Source organism: Chryseobacterium sp. II3a (assembly GCF_057815135.1).
This window is the reverse complement of the sequence record NZ_JBYPZJ010000008.1, coordinates 211,262-231,375: the sequence shown is the minus strand read 5'-3', so window position 1 is coordinate 231,375 and position 20,114 is coordinate 211,262. Positions and strand designations below refer to the sequence as shown.

Here is a 20,114-nt window from a genome sequence, read left to right as displayed (position 1 = left end):
AGTCTCGTAGCTCAGCTGGTTAGAGCGCTACACTGATAATGTAGAGGTCGGCAGTTCGAGCCTGCCCGAGACTACTAATTAAAGCGGTAAGCATAAAGCTTGAAGCAGTAGGCATTTAGCCTAAAGCCTATAGCGTAAAGCCTACAGCACCTAGAGGGGGAATTAGCTCAGCTGGCTAGAGCGCCTGCCTTGCACGCAGGAGGTCAAGGGTTCGACTCCCTTATTCTCCACAGTTTTGGAAGACTGATTTAAAAGTTACGAATGGAGCCAAAAACAACATTTGTTCATCAGTTGGAAGAGAAGAAATTAAGATCATTGACATTAACGGTAAAGACATCACAAAGAGAAAACCGAGCGCATAAAGCGCTTGAGTAACCTAAAAATAGGAAAGAAATCGTTAAGGGCGTATGGCGGATGCCTAGGCTTTCAGAGGCGACGAAGGACGTGGTAAGCTGCGAAAAGCTGCGGGGATTGGCACACACGAATTGATCCGCAGATGTCCGAATGGGGCAACCCGGCATGTTGAAGACATGTCACCTCGTAAGAGGAGCAAACCCGGAGAACTGAAACATCTAAGTACCCGGAGGAAAAGAAATCGAAGAGATTCCGTAAGTAGTGGCGAGCGAAAGCGGATTAGCCCAAAAGTCTTTATATATTTAGAAGAACGTTCTGGAAAGAACGGCCGTAGACGGTGATAGCCCGGTATTCGAAAGGTATATTTGGATGATAAATGAGTAGGGCGGGACACGTGAAATCCTGTCTGAATATGGGGGGACCATCCTCCAAGGCTAAATACTCCTGAAAGACCGATAGTGAACAAGTACTGTGAAGGAAAGGTGAAAAGCACTTCGAATAGAAGGGTGAAATAGAACCTGAAACCGTACGCCTACAAGCGGTCGGAGCAGCATTAAGCTGTGACGGCGTGCCTTTTGCATAATGAGCCTACGAGTTAATTTTACTAGCGAGGTTAAGGTATTAAGTACCGGAGCCGGAGCGAAAGCGAGTCTGAATAGGGCGGATAGTTAGTAGGATTAGACGCGAAACCTTGTGATCTACCCATGGGCAGGTTGAAGCTCTGGTAACACAGAGTGGAGGACCGAACCGGTTGACGTTGAAAAGTCTTCGGATGACCTGTGGGTAGGGGTGAAAGGCCAATCAAACTGGGAGATAGCTCGTACTCTCCGAAATGCATTTAGGTGCAGCGTCGTATATAAGTTTATTAGAGGTAGAGCTACTGATTGGATGCGGGGGTTTCATCGCCTACCAATTCCTGACAAACTCCGAATGCTAATAAATGTTCTACGGCAGTGAGGGCATGGGTGCTAAGGTCCATGTCCGAGAGGGAAAGAACCCAGACCAACAGCTAAGGTCCCAAAATATATGTTAAGTTGAAGCAACGCGGTTGGACTGCATTGACAGCTAGGATGTTGGCTTGGAAGCAGCCATTCATTTAAAGAGTGCGTAACAGCTCACTAGTCGAGCGGTCCGGCATGGATAATAATCGGGCATAAACATATTACCGAAGCTATGGATTTGTATTTAAGATACATCTGGTAGGAGAGCATTCTATTTGCGCCGAAGCAGTACTGTGAGGTATTGTGGAGCGGATAGAAAAGAAAATGTAGGCATAAGTAACGATAAAGCAGGCGAGAAACCTGCTCACCGAAAGACCAAGGCTTCCTCAGCCATGCTAATCAGCTGAGGGTTAGTCGGGACCTAACGCGAACCCGAAAGGGGTAGTGGATGGACAATGGGTTAATATTCCCATACTTGCTCACGAATAAAGGGGACGGTTGGATGTAGCTGCTGGAGACTGACGGAATAGTCAAGGCCTAGCCTTCGGGCGAAGCTGCTGCAGTGTAATCTGATCCAAGAAAAGCCGAAGTGAAGCAACCCGTACCAAAACCGACACAGGTGGTCGAGGAGAGAATCCTAAGGTGCTCGAGTGAGTCGTGGCTAAGGAACTAGGCAAAATAGTCTCGTAACTTCGGAAGAAGAGACGCCATCAGCAATGGTGGCCGCAGTGAAGAGGCCCAGGCGACTGTTTATCAAAAACACAGGACTCTGCTAAATCGAAAGATGCTGTATAGGGTCTGACACCTGCCCGGTGCTGGAAGGTTAAGGAAGGTGCTTAGGGTTAAACCGAAGGCATTAACTGAAGCCCCAGTAAACGGCGGCCGTAACTATAACGGTCCTAAGGTAGCGAAATTCCTTGTCGGGTAAGTTCCGACCTGCACGAATGGTGTAACGATCTGGGCACTGTCTCAGCCACGAGCTCGGTGAAATTGTAGTATCGGTGAAGATGCCGATTACCCGCAATGGGACGAAAAGACCCTGTGAACCTTTACTATAACTTCGTATTGACTTTGAGTAAGTAATGTGTAGGATAGGTGGGAGGCTTTGAAGCAGGCACGCTAGTGTTTGTGGAGCCGACGTTGAAATACCACCCTTTACTTACTTGGAGCCTAACTTCTTTTAGAAGGACATTGCGTGGTGGGTAGTTTGACTGGGGTGGTCGCCTCCAAAAGAGTAACGGAGGCTTTCAAAGGTACCCTCAGCACGCTTGGTAACCGTGCGTAGAGTGTAATGGCATAAGGGTGCTTGACTGTGAGACCAACAAGTCGATCAGGTGCGAAAGCAGGACATAGTGATCCGGTGGTTCCGTATGGAAGGGCCATCGCTCATAGGATAAAAGGTACTCCGGGGATAACAGGCTAGTCTCCCCCAAGAGCTCACATCGACGGGGAGGTTCGGCACCTCGATGTCGGCTCGTCACATCCTGGGGCTGGAGAAGGTCCCAAGGGTTGGGCTGTTCGCCCATTAAAGTGGCACGCGAGCTGGGTTCAGAACGTCGTGAGACAGTTCGGTCTCTATCTATTGCGGGCGTTAGATGTTTGAGAGGGCTTGATTCTAGTACGAGAGGACCGAATTGAACAAACCTCTGGTGTATCAGTTGTACCGCCAGGTGCACCGCTGAGTAGCTACGTTTGGAAGAGATAAGCACTGAAAGCATATAAGTGCGAAACTCGCCTCAAGATGAGACATCTTTTAAGGGTCGTTGTAGATGACGACGTTGATAGGCTATAGGTGTAAAGACAGTAATGTCATAGCCAAGTAGTACTAATTACCCGTAGATTTATAGCCTATTGGTTGCTGTAATCTATAATATAATATATAAATAGACAAGTACTTTATGCGCAGTAAAGGTTTTGTCTTTGTGAAAGTTTTTATCGCTTAAAACAGGTAGCAGATGGTAGCTATCAGGTAGTAGGGAAAACCTACAATCTAATACCTATAACCTGCAACCTTATATACAACCTTTAGGGTGGTTTTAGCGGTGGGGCTCACCTGTTCCCATTCCGAACACAGAAGTTAAGCCCACCAGCGCCGATGGTACTGCTAACGCGGGAGAGTAGGCCGCCGCCAGTTTTTATTTTATTTTTAAAAGTCTCATACAGCAATGTGTGAGACTTTTTTTTGCTTTATACTTTTATACCCAGGGGAAAGAAAAGAGAAAACATCAGTAATGAGTAATCAGCAATCAGCAATGAGTAATGATACTTATATTCCAGTGTTGCTGTTACTAAATTCCTATCACTGTTTTTTTATTCGTTCTTTACTTTTTTGTTTTCTATTCTTTATTCTATAACAGATATACTCCTGGCATCATTACATCACACCAATATGTATCATTTATCAGAAATTACTCATTACTTATTATTCATTACTCATGATCAAGATGTCTATCATCTATGATTAACGCCTTTTTTCCTTCAAAAAAGCATTAGCTATATAAAACCCTAGCTTCAGAAGTATTTCGAGAAAAAATGAGCTTATTTAAAGTCCTTAAAGAAAAATTGTAATGAAATACATTTAAAATTGAAAATATAAAAGTAATGATGATGAAAATTTAGATTGAACTAGCCAATTATTGATCCACCATCTCCAATTTAATGGATCAATCTTAAAAGTTGGTGATGTATTGTCTGTATTTATTGAGTTTAATTTGACGCAAATTTTTTAGCATCTTATTTCATACTTTTAAGGGAGCAAAGAATGGAATCAATTTCATTGATACTATCTAAGCGAATGTATATTCATAAAGCTTCTTCAGCGACAAGGTCGCAATTCTTAGCTTCCTAAAATAAAATATCTGAATTATCTTTCTTTGCGATTAAAATAATTTATTTCTTCGGCGAAAGATATAGATTTTGTAATGATCCCCAAGTTTTGTGCCTGATCCAATTTAATTTATAGAATATTTGGAAATAAAAAAAGACCTACATTTCTGTAAGTCTTTTTGCTCCTCCTGCTGGGCTCGAACCAGCGACCCTCTGATTAACAGTCAGATGCTCTAACCAACTGAGCTAAGGAGGAATGTCCTTTGTTTTAAGTGGTGCAAATATAGTATGAATATCCGTACCATGCAAGTTTTTATGGCTTAATATTTAATGAAAATTGCTATTGGTTTATTTTTCAATAAATTAAATTTCAATAAAATTGTTTTGAATTAAAGTAGGATGATAAAAACTGTACTTAAAAGAGTTTTTCTTGAAGCAATATATGTTTAAACTGTGGCCAGAAACTATTAATGAATACTTGTACTGAAAGGGCAAAGATTTTTTATTTCTAAATTTATAATAATTCTTACCATCAGTAAGCCTTATTCTACTAATCTTTAAAACTCGATCTGATAAGGAAAATCAATTAAACTTATTTAGAGATGTAAAAGATATTTATCTTTTTTACTTCAACAGTTCTATCCTTTTATTCAGATCTCAGAAATTGGGTCATAATGGGCTTAATTTGACGTATTTTTCTATAAATAGGACTTACGTTTAAAAATACTTTTTAAGCTCATTTATCGATGAATAAAAGCCTTATGTGGAGAAACCGTTAAAAATACATTTTACTGCTTGAGAATTTCTTGTTCTTTTCAGCCACTTGGCTCCTGTTCAAAATTTCAAGGTATTTGAGAAAAACAAAAATCTATGACTTTAGATTTTCTTTTCTGATTTTTTCTTTAGTGATACTGTACTCGGTTCCCAATTTTTGGATCTGATCCAATAGCTTTTTTGAATTTTCAATAAAGTTGCTCAAATCTTTATGATCCGGTTTACTTATAGAAATAAAAAAAGACCTACATTTCTGTAAGTCTTTTTTGCTCCTCCTGCTGGGCTCGAACCAGCGACCCTCTGATTAACAGTCAGATGCTCTAACCAACTGAGCTAAGGAGGAATGTCCTTTGTTTTAAGTGGTGCAAATATAGGACGAATATTTATACCCTGCAAATATTTTTCAGAAAAATTTTCAAAAAATTATAAAGTTCCTGTAATGGCTTTAATAATATCACTACCAAAAATAAGAGCCATTAATCCTAAAAGGAAGATAACTCCCACCATCTGAGCGTTTTCCAATACTTTTTGTGGAACTGGTTTTCCTACGATCATCTCATAGAGGGTAAATATAACATGCCCACCATCAAGTCCTGGAATAGGAATAAGATTCAGGAATGCCAACCATACGGAGAACATTGCTGTGAAGCCCCAGAATGCTGTCCAATCAATAGAAACTCCACCTTGTGCATCTTTACTTACCGGCATATTCTTTACAATAGCAAGTGGACCGCCTACTTTCTTATATCCTTGGATTTTTTTGTTGAAGATTAACTTAAACTGTTTGATTTGATATGTTAAACTCTCAATTGTAAGCGTAAATCCTCTTTTTATAGAACCAAAGAAACTGTATTCATTGTGAACCATAAATTTCTCAGCTTCCTTGAAAGAAAGAATTCCAATAGTTCCTTCTTTAGATACCGGAATTTTAAGATCCTGAATCTGATTGTTTCTTGATACTTGGAAATCTACTACTTTACCTGCATTTGGAACTACCAAAGGCTTTACTTCATCATAATAAGAAACGGGTTTTCCATTGATGGCAACAATCTTATCACCAAGTTTTAACCCTGCATCCATTGTAGATTGAGTAACAATAGTATCAATAATAGGAGACATTCTTGGAGTAAGGAATGATCTTGGTTCCGGATCGTGAAATGCCATTACTTTTCCATCATCACTGGTTGGGAAAGTAACTTCTTTTCCGTTTCTTGAAACAGTTATTTCATCACTTAATAAGACATCTAGCGCTAGTTTTTTGAAATCTTTCTGCACTTTTCCGTCAACTTTCAATATTTTATCACCATCCTGGAAGCCCATTTTCTTGGCTGCAGCAGTATAATGAAGTGGTGTATTGATTTTATCAGCGTCAAAAATTGTTTCTCCGTTTTTCCCAACTAAAGCTGAGAATATAATCCAAGCTAAGAAAAAGTTTACGGTAACTCCGCCCAGCATGATGATCAATCTCTGCCAAGCTGGTTTAGATCTGAATTCCCAAGATTCAGCTGGTTTTTTCATTTGAGCGGTATCCATACTTTCGTCTACCATTCCGGCTATTTTTACATAACCTCCGAAAGGAAGCCATCCAATACCATACTTAGTTTGTTCCGGATATTTTCTCCAATCATCATCAGAAAGTTTTGATATATCGATAGGAACTTCTTCCTTTTTTCCGTTTACCTCTATCACTTCAGTGTCAGGTAGATTCTGTGAGAAGAATTTATATTTCCACTTTCCGTTCACTTTCTTCATAGAGAATATGGAGAAGTAAGGGTCAAAAAACAGGAAGAATTTCTCTGCTCTGGTCTTGAACCATTTTGCCGGTAAGAAGTGCCCAAGCTCATGAAGAACTACAAGTATAGAAATACTCAGAATGAACTGGAAGAGTTTGATTGCTATTTCCATTAATAGATTTTAGATTTTAATTTGCAAAGGTAACAATTATCAAAACTATGCCAAATAAAAAAGCCCCTCAAAACGAGAAGCTTTGTCATATTTCAGGACTATTTGATTATAAATTGAATGAAACTCCAAGACTTCCGTTATTACCTACCTCTGCAAACACTCCAATTCTTTCTGTAAAGAAGTAACGTGCACCGATATGAGCACCAATTCCAAAGTCTTTTCCAACAACCCCTATATCAACTCCCGGATAAATATCCAGCTTTGGCGGAAGGCTTAATGCTTCCTGTAGGTGGAAATTCAGTCTTCCGAAAACAAATACCCGATTATCCTTGTCGTTGTTTTTGTAATTACTGAAATACCCGTTAAGACCGGCTCCAACAGATATGAGTTTATTCAATCCATAATCGTAGGTTCCTGTTATTCCGGTTCCATATCCCCAGGCACTCAGACCCAGTTGAATTTTTTGATCTCCCTTTCCAGTCCACGCTTGAGCATTAGCCGTGATTCCAAAAAAGAAAATCATCACCATAAAAACCAATTTCTTCATAAATTTCACAATTTTTAATGATATTAATAAAAATAACCTGTATCAAAAATGAAACCGAAAGGTATTGAATGATACAAAAATAGAAGACTTTAATAAATATTAAGAATTATAGATCTCTTTTTCTTATTAGACTTAAAAGGCGTATTTTTATACTTCAGATATTAAAATAATTAAAAAATAGATAAAGATGAAGATTGTAGGGCTCAATTTGGATATCATCTGGAAAAATAAAACTGAAAATTTTAACATCATAAAGAATGAGCTTGAAACTCTTGAAGCAGATTTATTCCTTCTTCCTGAAATGTTTTCAACAGGTTTTTGTATGGATGCATCAGAAGTTTCCGACAGAAATGAAGAATCTCTGGAGTTTTTGAAAAAGATCTCAAAAGAAAAAAATGCAGCATTCTGTGGAAGTGCTCCTGTAGAAGAAAATGGTCATTTTTACAATAGAATGTATTTTGTACAACCCAATGGAGAGGTTACATTTTATGATAAAAGACATCTGTTTTCCTTTTCAGGAGAGGATAAAGTATATTCTCCTGGTAAAAACAGAGTCATTGTAGAATATAAAGGAATACGATTTTTACTTCAAGTCTGCTATGATCTTCGTTTTCCAGTGTTTGCAAGGAATAATGATGATTATGATGCTATTTTATATGTAGCGAACTGGCCGGAGAAAAGAGTAGGAGCCTGGGAGCATCTTTTAAAAGCAAGAGCTATTGAAAACCTCTCTTTTGTATTTGGGTTAAACCGAATTGGAACAGATGGGAATAATTTGTTTTATCAGGAAAGTTCTCACTGTTTTTTTGCTGATGGAAGAGAAATTTCTGATAAAAATGGCAATATTGTATCTGCAGAACTGGATATGAATGAATTGAACGATTTCAGGACTCACTTCCAATTTTTAAACGACAGAGATCATTTCTCAATGGATTTATAAAAGAATAAGGCTGGGTTCATCAAACTCAGCCTTATTTAATTTTAAATATATTGTTGCAGAAGTTGCGTCAATGTATTTACATCATGTACACCGCTTTCTTTCCATAGAAGTTCTCCATTTTTGAAAACGGCTAAAGTAGGAACACCTCTTACCCCGTATTGTGCTGCGAGAGCGGGGTATTGATCTACATCTACCTTGATGATTCTGGCTCCTTCACCTATATTTTCTTTTACTGTATTTAAAACCGAAGACTGAACTTTGCAAGGCTGGCACCAAGTGGCAAAAAAGTCAATAAGTACCGGTCTTTCGGATTCAATGATTTCCTGAAATTTTTGTGACATAGTTTGAGTTTTATAGTTTACTTTTTATCAGCTTCGTCCTGGATGCCTTTTACATTTTTCCAACTCGTTCCATCATAAGCTTCCACTCCGTTTTTCTTTAAAATTTCCATAGCCTGATCTGCCTGTACTCCTTTATTACAGAAAACAACTACTTTTTTGCCTTTCAGCGTTTCAATATTGTTCTGAATTTCTGCCAATGGAATATTGATGGCATTCTTAGCTGTTCCTGCTGCATATTGCTCGGGAATTCTTACATCTACTAATGTTACACCTGAGCTGGTCACCACTTCCTTAATGCTAGTCTTAGGAACATCAATATAATGAGTTGTTTTACAGCTGTTTAATGCTAAAATAGAAGCTATAGTAATTCCAAAAATCGTAACTTTCATATTGTTAGGATGTTTTGGATTGGCATACAAAGTCTGTTGTAGGAAGTTTTTCTGTTTTTTTAATGCCATTAAAACCTCCTTCTATTTCAGTGAAATTTCTGATTCCGTGTGAGTTAAGGATGCTTGCGGCAATCATGCTTCTGTATCCACCGGCGCAGTGTAGGAAGAAATGTTCAGAGTCGTCAAGATGACGGACCCAGTCACTGATAGAGTCTAAAGGTCTGTTGTAAGCATTATCAATATGTTCAGCAGAATATTCCGTCAGTTTTCTCACATCAATTATTTTGGCATCAGTTGTAAACTGCTCTGCAAATTCTGCCGGAGTAATCCTCTTCACTTCATCAATTTCTTTCCCTGCATTTTTCCAGGCTTCAAAACCTCCTTTCAGATATCCAACTACATTATCAAAACCTACACGGCTTAATCTGATGATGACTTCTTCTTCAGTTCCTTCATCTGTTATCAATAATAAAGGATGTTTAACATCTACAATTAAAGTTCCTACCCAAGGAGCAAAATCACCTTTTAATCCAATATTGACGGAGTTTGGAACAAAACCTTTATGGAAATCTGCAGCTCCTCTTGTATCAAGAATCAGAGCTCCGGTTTCTTCAGCCATTGCTTCGAAATCTTCAGGAGAAATTGGGTTTAGCCCTTTGTCCATTACTGTATCCAGGCTTTCATAACCACCTTTGTTCATGGCTACGTTCATTCCGAAATATTTTGGGGGTGCTGTCAACCCATCAAGTACCTCTCTGATGAAAGAAGCCTTATCAGGTTGATTAAGTGCATAATTTGTTCTTTTTTGATTACCTAAAATATCTACAGTCTCCTTCTGCATATTTTTTCCACATGCAGAACCAGCTCCGTGAGCAGGATAAACAGTGATGCTGTCATCCAGAGGCATAATTTTGTTCTGAAGACTATCATACAAAATCCCTGCAAGATCCTCCTGAGTAAGGTTTGTTGCTTTTTGTGCAAGATCCGGTCTTCCTACATCTCCTAAAAATAGAGTATCTCCTGTGAAGATGGCTGTTTCCTTGCCATTTTCATCAATTAAAAGATAGGTTGTACTCTCCATCGTGTGTCCTGGAGTGTGAAGTACCTTTATTTTTACTTTTCCAATTTCGAAAACCTGATGGTCTTCTGCGATAATTGCTTCAAATTCAGGTACTGCCGTAGGACCGTATACAATCGGAGCTCCGGTTTTTTTACTTAAATCTAAATGTCCTGAAACAAAATCAGCGTGGAAATGAGTTTCAAAAATATATTTTAAAGTGACATTGTCTTTTTCCAGACGATCCAGGTAAGGTTTAACCTCTCTTAAAGGATCTATAATGACAGCTTCATTTTCTGATACAATATAATAGGCCCCCTGAGCCAGACAGCCCGTATATATTTGTTCAACTTTCATTGGGTATTTTTTTAATAGTTAAAGATACAAAGTATTAGATAAATTCTAAATCAAATGTTAAATTCAATTGATAGTTTCTTTCAATACTTATGTTAAACGAATGTTTAATACGGCATGTTTTTCAGCAAAAAGGATGCCTTACATAATGGTAATCCCTAAATGCTGTTTTTTATCATGTTCTTTCTGTAAACTAGGTACATGAAATCCTATTTACTCTAGTCTGTAAAATATTTTATAGAATATTTCATTGGTGTTTTCTGAAATATCTTTGTCTATTTTGAATTGTATATAATCATCTTTTCGGGCTATACCTTCTTCATAATCGATCCTTCCATCATACTTATAATGAATATGGTCTTTGATTCTTCCATGATCAACAATTCTGGCCATTTCACTAAGATATTTTTTAGTGTCCTCATGCATTGGCCAATCTTTTTCATGAGCTTTGTAGAACTCAATCATTTTCTCAATAGCATACACTTCAGATTCAATTTTCATATCATTGAAGCCTGTTAAAAGCTCTTTCTTTTCTAAATTTTTACCAAGCCATTCTATTTTAGCATGAGCTGCAGTAAGTACGGCATTAGTCATCATAGAATCTCTTTTAATAACTGGAGACAAGATGATATTGGGTGTCTGATCAATAGGAAGAGTTTTTTTAGATGCAATCTCTAATATTCCAAAGTAATTTTCTATCTTATCTTTGAGTTCAGTCAATTGATCTCTGGTCATATCATCACTGGTTATAAGACTTCTAAAGCTCCAGCCTCCGCATTCATAAATGGAAAGAAGAGTGCTTTTATCCGCATATCTTACTCCTTTAAAAAAATCAAGAGTTCCCATTGGACGGTCAAATACTGAATAAATATAGTTGACTTTTATGCTATCATTGGATAGGTTTCCAAAGGAAGGCTTTAAATCTACACCTTTATCGGAGATCTGGTGGAAAATATAATCATAGGAAGAAAATGAATCCCTCATCATTTGATTGTCAATTGCATTTCTGGGATATAGGTATAATGTGATGGTTGTCTTCGTTTTCTTGTCTTTTTTCTGTACATAGTTAACACCTATATGTTGGTCCTGCATGTCGTAAGAATATATGGATTCTCTTTGAAATCCGGACCAGAGGATAGGGAAGATAACTGAGGTAGAAGAATGTACAAAGTCTTCTTTTATGGAAAGTTTTGTTGACTTTTTTCGGTTTTGGGCAAAAATAGTTGTAAATAAAAATATCGAAAATAGTGTGAATAAATATTTTTTAAATAGAGTCATAGGTAAGTATGGCATTATTTTTAGTGGCTAAGGTAGACATTTATTAAGGCTAAAAACAAAAATGGGCTGGTTTAGTATAGCTTTAATACCTGAATATTTTACAAAAATCTTTATATTTATAAGTTAAAAAAAGCAATCAAATGGCAGACAAAGCACAATTTATTGAAGAATTAAATGCTAGATACACTCCAAAGGGAGAACATATTATATTAGGAAAAGGAATGCTGGATGGAGAAGTAGTTCCTGAAGTGAATGTAACCATTCCTTTAAAAACAATCAACCGTCATGGTCTTATTGCCGGAGCAACCGGAACAGGAAAAACCAAAACATTGCAAGTATTTGCTGAGCAGCTTTCTCATCAGGGGATTCCGTCTCTTGTCCTGGATATCAAAGGTGACTTTTCCGGAATTGCGGAAGCAGGACAGATGAATAGTATTATAGAAGAAAGATATGCGAAAACTCAGCTTCCTTACACCCCACAGGGGTTTCCCGTAGAATTGATGAGTATTTCAGGAGGAAAAGGAATAAAGTTGAGAGCTACTGTAACAGAATTCGGACCTGTTTTATTAAGCAAAATTCTTGAACTTAATGATACCCAGCAAAGTATCATGTCTATTGTCTTTAAATATTGTGATGATAAAGGGCTTCCTCTGATTGACCTTAAAGATTTAAAGAAAGTTCTTCAGTATGTGACAGATAATGCACAAGGAAAAGCTGAGCTTGCAGCCAACTATGGATCCATAGCGCCAGCTTCTTTAGGCGCAATTCTTAGATCTATTGTGGCATTGGAGCAGCAGGGAGCTGGAGATTTCTTTGGAGAGCTAAGCTTTGATGTTCAGGATTTATTAGAAACCAGAGATGGGAAAGGAGTTGTGAATATTTTAAGGGTATCAGACATTCAGAATAAACCACAGTTGTTTTCTACCTTTATGCTTTCTCTTTTTGCAGAAATCTATATGACTTTCCCGGAAGAAGGGGATAGCGGAAAACCAAAATTGGTACTGTTTATAGATGAAGCTCACTTGCTTTTTGATGAGGCCTCAAAAACACTTCTTTCCCAAATTGAAACGATGGTGAAACTTATTCGTTCAAAAGGAGTAGGAATTTATTTTATTACCCAGATTCCCGGGGATGTTCCGGAAAGTGTTTTGTCACAATTAGGACTAAAAATACAGCATGCCCTGAGAGGTTTTACTGCAAAAGATAAAAAAGAAATTTCAAAAGCGGTTGAAAATTATCCAACGACAGAATTCTATAATGCTTCCAACCTGATCCAGAATTTAGGAATTGGTGAAGCATTTGTAACGGCTTTGGACGAAAAAGGGATTCCTACACCATTGGTTCATACTTATCTTATTTCTCCGGAATCCAGAATGGATGTTTTGAGTGAGGCCGAGATTACAGAATTAACGTCCAATTCAGCCATGGTGGCTAAATATGAGCAAGCAATAGATAGAGAATCTGCCTATGAAATGCTGACCAACAGAATGGAACAGGCTGCTCAAAATCCATTACCTAATCAAAGAACAAAACCGGTAAAAGAAGAACCGGGAATGTTTGAACAGGTTTTGCAAAGCCAGGCCGGAAGAACCTTTACCAATACGCTGATGCGTGAAGGGGCAAAAGCCATTCTGGGGATGTTTGGTCTTGGAGGAAGAAGACGATAATCTGAATGTAATAAGTATAACCTGTTCTATTTTGATATATTTTTTATTATTTTAGCAGGTTATCTTTACTGACGGAGAAGTAATATCGGATTAAAGAACTAAAATTTTTTAATAATAAACACAGCAGTTAACTGGAAAATCAATGTATTCAATTATAGACATAGAAAGTAATGGTGCAGGTTATAGAAATGAATGCATTATAGATATCGCCATCTACAGATATGATGGGCAGAAAATTACAGATCAGTTTATTTCTCTTGTCAATCCGGAAGGAGATATTACACCTTTTGTTCAGAAGCTGACCAGTATTACCCCCAAAATGGTAAAAACGGCTCCGAAATTCCATGAAATAGCCAAAAGAGTTATTGAAATTACCCAAAATACAACCTTGGTAGGGCATAATATTGATTTCGACTATAGGATGCTTCGCCAATCATTTAAAAGGTTGGGATATGATTTTAAAATCAATACTTTAGATACTATTCCTTTGGCTAAAAAACTCATTCCTGACGAAGTAAGTTATTCATTGGGTAAATTGGTAAAGTCATTGGGAATTCCGTTAACCAATCACCATAGAGCGGATGGTGATGCCAGGGCTACTCTGGAACTTTTTAAACTCTTAATATCTAAAGATACTGAAAACGAGATTATCCAAAAACAGCACGAAGAAACCAATGCCAAAACTTATATCAATAAGATTAAACAATTGACACAGGATCTTCCCAATGAAAAAGGATTCGTTTATTTCCAGGATGAATCGGGGAGAACTATTTTTTCTGATTACGTTCAGGATATTAATAAGTTTTCGAAGAAAGTATTTAATTCCAAATCAAAAAAATGGGAAGAAGTTCAAAAAAATGCTGAGCAGATTAATTTTGAACTTACCGGAACTGATATTATAGCTAAATTGATCCTGAGTTCAAAAAATAGTAAGAAAAAAGAGATCCTGCCTTTCGGACTCTATTTCAGAAATAACAAATACATTGTTGAAAAGAATACACTCAATAAAACGGAAAAGCCAATCCTGAAGTTCAGATCATTTACCCAGGGTACAAAGGCTGTTCAGTTTATTGGATCTCAGGAAGAATATAATGATGCCGCTGCATTGAAACAGAAAATAGAGTTTAGAAAAAGAAACGAGCTTTGGCTTGGAGCTGGAAGAAAATTAGGAGAAAAATTATTTTTAATCATTGAAAACGGAAAGGTACTGTCTTTTGGTTTTTATGAATTATTTACACAGATACAAACATTAAGTAAACTTGCTAAATTAAAAATCGACCTTCAGCTGTCATCAACAGATTTGAACAATGAACTGCAGCTGGCACTTCTGCGTGGTGATTTTGAAACCCTTCCGCTGCCTAAATAATAGAGAAATTGATATCTTAAAATTTGATTAAGAAGCAGATGCTTTTCAAATCAATTTTCTCAGAATAAAAAATAAATAGTATTTTTGCAAAAAATAAATAGAAGCAATGCAAATTCTTAAACAAATAAAAACTGGAAAAAAGGGAGCTATTAAGTTCTCTAAGGTTTGGAATATTTAAAAGACTTGTCTTGCATAAAAAATAATCAATGTGGCAGGCTCTTTTTGAAAAGAATCTGCCTTTTTTTATGTTAAAATGAAATTATGAATTCAAAAGAATTATTAAAGATTGCCAATGAGTTTGGCACCCCGGTGTATGTGTATGATGCTGAATCCATCAAAATCCAATACGAAAAACTTATATCTTCTTTTTTAAAACATACAAAGTTTTTCTACGCAGCAAAAGCGTTGACAAATATTAATATTCTAAAGTATGTCAAGAATCTCGGGGCCTCTCTGGATTGTGTATCTATTAATGAAGTTAAACTTGGACTAAAAGCAGGATTTCCTAAAGAGAAAATATTGTTTACCCCAAATTGTGTTGACTTAGCTGAAATAGAAGAAGCAATGACTTTTGGAGTTCATATTAACATTGATAACATTTCTATTCTTGAGCAATTCGGGAATAAATATGGAAACTCTTACCCGATTTTTGTAAGAATCAATCCACATATTTTTGCCGGAGGAAATTATAAAATTTCAACAGGCCACATCGACAGTAAGTTCGGGATCTCCATTCACCAGCTTCGTCACATTGAAAGAGTGATGAAGAGTACTAATCTTAACGTTGAAGGTCTTCACATGCACACAGGAAGTGAGATTAAAGATCCTGAGGTTTTCCTTCAGGCGCTGGATATCATGCTTGAACTTTCTGAACATTTCCCTAACCTGAAATACCTGGATATGGGAAGTGGCTTCAAAATTCCTTATCAGGACAGTGAAGAAGAAACAGACGTGAGAACGTTAGGTAAAAAAGTAGAAAAAGTAATAGGGGAATTCTCAAAAAATACCGGAAGGAAGTTCGAATTATGGTTTGAACCAGGAAAATTCTTAGTAGGGAAAAGTGGATATCTTTTAGTAAAAGCTAATGTAATCAAACAGACTACGGCTACAGTTTTCGTAGGGGTAAACTCAGGATTTAACCACCTGATCCGTCCAATGTTTTACGATTCTTACCATGTGATTGAAAACCTATCCAATCCAAAAGGGGCGGAAAGGATTTATACGGTGGTGGGAAATATCTGTGAAACGGACACTTTCGCCTGGGACAGAAAATTAAATGAAGTAAGAGAGGGGGATATCCTTGCTTTCCACAATGCGGGAGCTTATGGTTTTGAAATGAGTTCAAACTTCAATTCAAGATTAAAGCCTGCCGAAGTTCTATTCCTTGACGGGAAAGCACATCTAATCCGTAAAAGAGACGAATTTGAAGACTTGTTAAGAAACCAGATCGAAGTGGTAATGTAATAAGTTAATAGAAAATAATAGTTGAACGGCTGTCCAAAAAAGGATAGCCGTTTTTTATATCCTTACAATACTTGGACTTTGGTGATTGAAATGCCTTAGCAAACTTAAAAAAAAACAATGCCTTAACGCAAAGTCTTAGCTAAAATTGCCTTAAAATAAAATAATCATACAAAGTGCTTTGTGAAAAATTTACAATTTTTTTAATATTAAAAGCTCTCGAAAACTCCAATTAATTGGCTAAATTTGATAGAGATAGAATGCTTTTATCCTAATAAATACAAGAAAGAACAACTACCAAATCTATTAATTATGGCTAAAAATATAGCAGAGCAAATTGTTGAAATGCTCGAAAATGCTAATGTGAAAAGAATTTATGCAGTAACGGGAGATAGTCTCAATCACCTAAATATTGCGGTGAAGAAAAGCAGTATTGAGTGGATCCATGTAAGACATGAAGAAGTGGGAGCCTACGCTGCGGCTGCCGAAGCTGAGCTGGACGGGCTTGCGGTATGTGCAGGAAGCTGTGGGCCAGGGCATGTTCATCTGATTAATGGGGTGTATGAAGCGCACAGATCCCATGTTCCAATGCTGGTGATTGCTTCTACAATTCCCAGTGATGAAATGGGAATGGATTACTTCCAGGAAACCAATACAATAAAGCTATTCGACGATTGCAGCTATTATAATCAAATGATTACACGTCCTGAACAGGTACAACGAACCGTTCAAACGGCTATCCAACATGCGATTTCTAAAAAAGGAGTGGCGGTAATTGGTCTCCCGGGTGATGTCTCAGAATTGGATGCACAAGAAACAACAACCTCGACTCAGATCTTTAAAACTAATCCTGTCATAAGGCCATCAGATGATGAATTGAAAAATCTGGCAACACTGATCAATGAAAGCAAAAAAATAACCCTTTACTGTGGGATCGGAGCTTCTGAAGCCAGTACTGAAGTTATACAACTGTCCAATCTATTAAAAGCGCCTGTAGGATATTCATTCCGGGGGAAAATGGCAATTCAGCCTAATAATCCCAATGAAATCGGACTTACAGGTTTGTTAGGCTTTCCTTCTGCCTACCATGCGATGCATGAAGCCGATCTTGTGATCCTTCTAGGTACTGATTTCCCTTATCAGAAATTTATGCCGGTGAAAAATAAAATCGTTCAGATTGATGAAAGCCCGGAAAGATTAGGAAGAAGAGCAAAACTTGAATTAGGACTTACAGGAGATATTAAGCAAACAATAATGGCCTTACTTCCCATGCTAAACGAGAAAACTGATGTTGATTTTCTCAATGAACAGCTGGCTTTTTATGATAAAGTAAAAGAAAACCAGTTGGAATATGTAAAAGATCCAGGGAAAGAAGATGCTATTCAGCCGGAATATGTAGCCCATACCTTAGATAGGCTGGCTAAAAAAGATGCCATTTTCACTGTAGATACAGGAATGTGTTGTGTTTGGGGGGCAAGATTTATTACGGGAACTGGAGAACGAAAAATGCTGGGATCATTTAATCATGGATCTATGGCCAATGCAATGCCGATGGCAATCGGAGCGTCTCTTTCTCATCCCGATAAACAAGTCATTGCCATGTGTGGTGATGGTGGTTTATCTATGCTCTTAGGAGATATGGCCACCATTTTTCAATATAAACTTCCTGTAAAACTTATTGTTTTTAATAACAGAGCCCTAGGAATGGTAAAATTGGAAATGGAAGTAGGCGGAATGCCGGATAATGAAACGGATATGATTAATCCTGATTTTGCTCTAATAGCCCAGGCTATGGGATACCCTGGAAAAAATGTTCATAAACCTGAAGAGGTAGAAAATGCCATTAAAGACTGTCTGGATTATAACGGCCCTTATCTCCTTAATATCTTTACCAATCCCAATGCTTTGGCTCTTCCTCCAAAGATAGAATTGGATCAGGTTCTCGGAATGACCAAATCTATGGCTCAGCTGATGCTGGGAGGAAAAATGGATGAAGTGCTTGAAACGGTTAAAAGTAACTATAAACACATCAAAGGTTTGTTATAGCAGCTAGTAGGGCTTCTATAAACTTACTGAAAAATATTTTTGGAGAACTTCATACATTGTGTGAAGTTTTCTTTTTAGTAAGACTTTTAAATATTTACCTTTGTTTATTAATTGAATGAACAGATCAAGCTATGAAAACGATACTTTTATTTTTTGCCTTATGTTTTGCAAACTTTTCTTTTGCACAGGAGCTTGAAGACAGAGATGATTCCTTTATTGTAGAAAACAATAAAAACCTTTTTAAGATAGACATTAAAGAACCTTTTTTACAGATAGCTGCAAAATGTAATGATTTTAAGCCAGCCGCATTTGAAGGAGGAGCATCAGCGTATAAAGATATTTTGGCTAAATACATGTATACCTACCTGAATGCAGATTTCTATACCCTGAGCGGGGACTTTACATTTACTTTAATAATAGATGAGTCTGGAAAAGTGATAGATGCCCTAGGAGCTCCAAAAGTATTACACAGTGAAGCCTTCTTTGATGATATGCAATATGTAGTGAGAAGAATCAAAAAAACTTGGAAGCCTGCAACCTGCAACGGCAAGCCGGTAAAATCTGAAATGAAAGTTAAAATGAACTTCTCTTCTGTGTCAATAGATATGTAAAACTAAATCATGAATAAAAAACTACTAACCACTTTCTTACTAACTTTTTCTTTCCTTACAACATTAGCACAAAAACCGGGGATGACTGATTATCCTTCCGGGCAGGATGCTTATAGAGGAGGGAATGTTCAAATGTTTAAAGATATCCAGGACTTTTTCTTAAAAAATAAACTTTCACCATGTGAAAACAAGAAAGAATTGTACTGGGTGACGTTAAGAATCGACGAAAATGCTAAGCCTGCCTTGGTAAGAAAAAAGAATGATATTGAAAACGCAGAAAAGAATAAATGTGCGTACGGATTAATTGTAAAAGCCCTTGGAGCGCTTAAAGATTGGCAGCCTGCTAAGGTTGATGATAAAAATATGACAGCATATATCGACTTTCCTTTTATCCCTTCTGATTTTTTTGAAAATTACAAAGACAATTATGACACCCGAAACTTTATAAGCAGACCTTCTTTCCCACCCAATGGAATGCTTTCATTCAGAGATGAGGTTGGAAAAAATATAAGTGCATATTTGAATTATGACCTCTATAAAGTCAAAGGGACATTCAATGTATTCTTTACAATTGATACCGATGGCTCTACCAATGTTATTGATGTTGAACCTAAAGTTGCCAATAGCGAAAGATTGATAGAAGACATAAAGTTCGGTTTTAAAAAAGTAAAGCAAAAATGGATTCCTGCAACTAGAAATGGAGTGCCTGTAAAAGTAAATTCCAGAATAGGGCTTAAATTTTCTGAAAATCCAGACTAATTGTATTCATCAATGATATAATAACCATGAAAAAAGCAAGTATAATTTTACTCCTGTTTTTCGGGATTATGGGATATTCCCAAGAGTCACAAGCTCCAAAAGAAAATCTCACAACTTCCCAATATGCAGAATTTCCGGGTGGTGATGATGCTTTTGCTAAAGAATTTCTGCAAATGATTCATTCCTATATTGATTTGGGAAAATATGCAGTTAACGGAAAATTTGTTTTTGTTTTTGATGTGAATACGAATGGAAAGGTCGATAATCTTGATGTCCTGCCTAAAGTGAAAAATAGTGAAATGTTTATCGATGATATGAAATTTGCTATTAAAAAAGTAAAAAAGAAATGGAAGCCCGCAATGAAAGACGGGCAGCCTATAGTTTCTAAGAAAATTATTAAAATCAATTTTACATCAGATCATTTTGACCACGGAGATTAATACTCATTTTAAGTAGAGAAAAACCAGCCTTTTCATGAGTTTAACAGATCATCATAAT

Annotated in this window: 14 protein-coding genes, 4 tRNA genes and 2 rRNA genes; 12 read left to right on the top strand and 8 right to left on the bottom strand. The window is 37.0% G+C overall.

The window, feature by feature from the left end; genetic code table 11:
* The 4 genes from AC3HD6_RS18530 (at position 1) to rrf (ending at position 3,429) form a co-directional block, all read left to right on the top strand.
* Positions 1–74 (top strand) — tRNA-Ile (locus AC3HD6_RS18530).
* 82 nt (positions 75–156) lie between these two features.
* Positions 157–230: transfer RNA gene (locus AC3HD6_RS18525), tRNA-Ala, on the top strand.
* Between the two features lie 157 nt (positions 231–387).
* A 23S ribosomal RNA gene (locus AC3HD6_RS18520) occupies positions 388–3,144 on the top strand.
* A gap of 177 nt (positions 3,145–3,321) precedes the next feature.
* Positions 3,322–3,429, top strand: a 5S ribosomal RNA gene (rrf, locus tag AC3HD6_RS18515).
* 874 nt (positions 3,430–4,303) lie between these two features.
* Here rrf and AC3HD6_RS18510 read toward each other — a convergent pair.
* The 4 genes from AC3HD6_RS18510 to AC3HD6_RS18495 form a co-directional block, all read right to left on the bottom strand.
* A tRNA-Asn gene (locus tag AC3HD6_RS18510) sits at positions 4,304–4,377 on the bottom strand.
* A 787-nt stretch (positions 4,378–5,164) separates the two neighbouring features.
* Positions 5,165–5,238: transfer RNA gene (locus tag AC3HD6_RS18505), tRNA-Asn, on the bottom strand.
* 80 nt (positions 5,239–5,318) lie between these two features.
* A complete protein-coding gene (gene rseP, locus AC3HD6_RS18500) occupies positions 5,319–6,800 on the bottom strand; it encodes an RIP metalloprotease RseP (RefSeq protein ID WP_068938997.1) in 1,482 nt (493 codons plus the stop codon).
* A 106-nt stretch (positions 6,801–6,906) separates the two neighbouring features.
* Positions 6,907–7,347: a DUF6646 family protein gene (locus AC3HD6_RS18495; RefSeq protein ID WP_488897675.1), complete on the bottom strand. Its 441-nt coding sequence runs from the start codon at positions 7,345–7,347 to the stop codon at positions 6,907–6,909.
* 187 nt (positions 7,348–7,534) lie between these two features.
* Between AC3HD6_RS18495 and AC3HD6_RS18490 the strand changes: the two genes are divergently transcribed.
* Positions 7,535–8,287: a nitrilase-related carbon-nitrogen hydrolase gene (locus AC3HD6_RS18490; RefSeq protein WP_488897674.1), complete on the top strand. Its 753-nt coding sequence runs from the start codon at positions 7,535–7,537 to the stop codon at positions 8,285–8,287.
* A 41-nt stretch (positions 8,288–8,328) separates the two neighbouring features.
* Here the strand turns inward: AC3HD6_RS18490 and AC3HD6_RS18485 are convergent, their stop codons facing one another.
* The 4 genes from AC3HD6_RS18485 to AC3HD6_RS18470 all read right to left on the bottom strand — a co-directional run bounded on the left by AC3HD6_RS18485 (position 8,329) and on the right by AC3HD6_RS18470 (position 11,721).
* Positions 8,329–8,628: a thioredoxin family protein gene (locus tag AC3HD6_RS18485; RefSeq protein ID WP_488897673.1), complete on the bottom strand. Its 300-nt coding sequence runs from the start codon at positions 8,626–8,628 to the stop codon at positions 8,329–8,331.
* 17 nt (positions 8,629–8,645) lie between these two features.
* Positions 8,646–9,017, bottom strand: coding sequence for a rhodanese-like domain-containing protein (locus tag AC3HD6_RS18480; RefSeq protein ID WP_488897672.1), 372 nt, complete (start codon positions 9,015–9,017; stop codon positions 8,646–8,648).
* 4 nt (positions 9,018–9,021) lie between these two features.
* Complete coding sequence (locus AC3HD6_RS18475) at positions 9,022–10,431, bottom strand: MBL fold metallo-hydrolase (protein ID WP_488897671.1); 1,410 nt, start codon at positions 10,429–10,431, stop codon at positions 9,022–9,024.
* A gap of 210 nt (positions 10,432–10,641) precedes the next feature.
* Positions 10,642–11,721, bottom strand: a complete 1,080-nt coding sequence (locus tag AC3HD6_RS18470; RefSeq protein ID WP_488897670.1) for a hypothetical protein — start codon at positions 11,719–11,721, stop codon at positions 10,642–10,644.
* Positions 11,722–11,846: 125 nt separating this feature from the next.
* Here AC3HD6_RS18470 and AC3HD6_RS18465 point away from each other — a divergent pair, with 125 nt between their 5' ends.
* From AC3HD6_RS18465 to AC3HD6_RS18435, 7 genes are all read left to right on the top strand, one after another.
* A complete protein-coding gene (locus AC3HD6_RS18465; protein ID WP_488897669.1) occupies positions 11,847–13,373 on the top strand; it encodes a helicase HerA-like domain-containing protein in 1,527 nt (508 codons plus the stop codon).
* Positions 13,374–13,515: 142 nt separating this feature from the next.
* A complete protein-coding gene (locus AC3HD6_RS18460; RefSeq protein WP_488897668.1) occupies positions 13,516–14,739 on the top strand; it encodes a 3'-5' exonuclease in 1,224 nt (407 codons plus the stop codon).
* Positions 14,740–15,000: 261 nt separating this feature from the next.
* Complete coding sequence (lysA, locus tag AC3HD6_RS18455; RefSeq protein WP_488897667.1) at positions 15,001–16,203, top strand: diaminopimelate decarboxylase; 1,203 nt, start codon at positions 15,001–15,003, stop codon at positions 16,201–16,203.
* 309 nt (positions 16,204–16,512) lie between these two features.
* The gene (locus AC3HD6_RS18450; protein ID WP_488897666.1) at positions 16,513–18,246 is read left to right on the top strand and encodes a thiamine pyrophosphate-dependent enzyme; all 1,734 of its coding nucleotides are present in this window, start codon (positions 16,513–16,515) and stop codon (positions 18,244–18,246) included.
* 131 nt (positions 18,247–18,377) lie between these two features.
* The gene (locus tag AC3HD6_RS18445) at positions 18,378–18,857 is read left to right on the top strand and encodes an energy transducer TonB (protein WP_488897665.1); all 480 of its coding nucleotides are present in this window, start codon (positions 18,378–18,380) and stop codon (positions 18,855–18,857) included.
* A gap of 9 nt (positions 18,858–18,866) precedes the next feature.
* Positions 18,867–19,616, top strand: a complete 750-nt coding sequence (locus AC3HD6_RS18440; protein WP_488897664.1) for a hypothetical protein — start codon at positions 18,867–18,869, stop codon at positions 19,614–19,616.
* A gap of 26 nt (positions 19,617–19,642) precedes the next feature.
* Positions 19,643–20,056: an energy transducer TonB gene (locus tag AC3HD6_RS18435; protein ID WP_488897663.1), complete on the top strand. Its 414-nt coding sequence runs from the start codon at positions 19,643–19,645 to the stop codon at positions 20,054–20,056.
* Positions 20,057–20,114: the final 58 nt, after the last annotated feature.

What these genes read in the sequence shown, in the direction of transcription:
- rseP (WP_068938997.1), bottom strand. Translation starts at nt 6,800, where the DNA reads ATGGAAATAGCAATCAAACTCTTCCAGTTCATTCTGAGTATTTCTATA.
- AC3HD6_RS18495 (WP_488897675.1), bottom strand. Translation starts at nt 7,347, where the DNA reads ATGAAGAAATTGGTTTTTATGGTGATGATTTTCTTTTTTGGAATCACG.
- AC3HD6_RS18490 (WP_488897674.1), top strand. Translation starts at nt 7,535, where the DNA reads ATGAAGATTGTAGGGCTCAATTTGGATATCATCTGGAAAAATAAAACT.
- AC3HD6_RS18485 (WP_488897673.1), bottom strand. Translation starts at nt 8,628, where the DNA reads ATGTCACAAAAATTTCAGGAAATCATTGAATCCGAAAGACCGGTACTT.
- AC3HD6_RS18480 (WP_488897672.1), bottom strand. Translation starts at nt 9,017, where the DNA reads ATGAAAGTTACGATTTTTGGAATTACTATAGCTTCTATTTTAGCATTA.
- AC3HD6_RS18475 (WP_488897671.1), bottom strand. Translation starts at nt 10,431, where the DNA reads ATGAAAGTTGAACAAATATATACGGGCTGTCTGGCTCAGGGGGCCTAT.
- AC3HD6_RS18470 (WP_488897670.1), bottom strand. Translation starts at nt 11,721, where the DNA reads ATGCCATACTTACCTATGACTCTATTTAAAAAATATTTATTCACACTA.
- AC3HD6_RS18465 (WP_488897669.1), top strand. Translation starts at nt 11,847, where the DNA reads ATGGCAGACAAAGCACAATTTATTGAAGAATTAAATGCTAGATACACT.
- AC3HD6_RS18460 (WP_488897668.1), top strand. Translation starts at nt 13,516, where the DNA reads ATGTATTCAATTATAGACATAGAAAGTAATGGTGCAGGTTATAGAAAT.
- lysA (WP_488897667.1), top strand. Translation starts at nt 15,001, where the DNA reads ATGAATTCAAAAGAATTATTAAAGATTGCCAATGAGTTTGGCACCCCG.
- AC3HD6_RS18450 (WP_488897666.1), top strand. Translation starts at nt 16,513, where the DNA reads ATGGCTAAAAATATAGCAGAGCAAATTGTTGAAATGCTCGAAAATGCT.
- AC3HD6_RS18445 (WP_488897665.1), top strand. Translation starts at nt 18,378, where the DNA reads ATGAAAACGATACTTTTATTTTTTGCCTTATGTTTTGCAAACTTTTCT.
- AC3HD6_RS18440 (WP_488897664.1), top strand. Translation starts at nt 18,867, where the DNA reads ATGAATAAAAAACTACTAACCACTTTCTTACTAACTTTTTCTTTCCTT.
- AC3HD6_RS18435 (WP_488897663.1), top strand. Translation starts at nt 19,643, where the DNA reads ATGAAAAAAGCAAGTATAATTTTACTCCTGTTTTTCGGGATTATGGGA.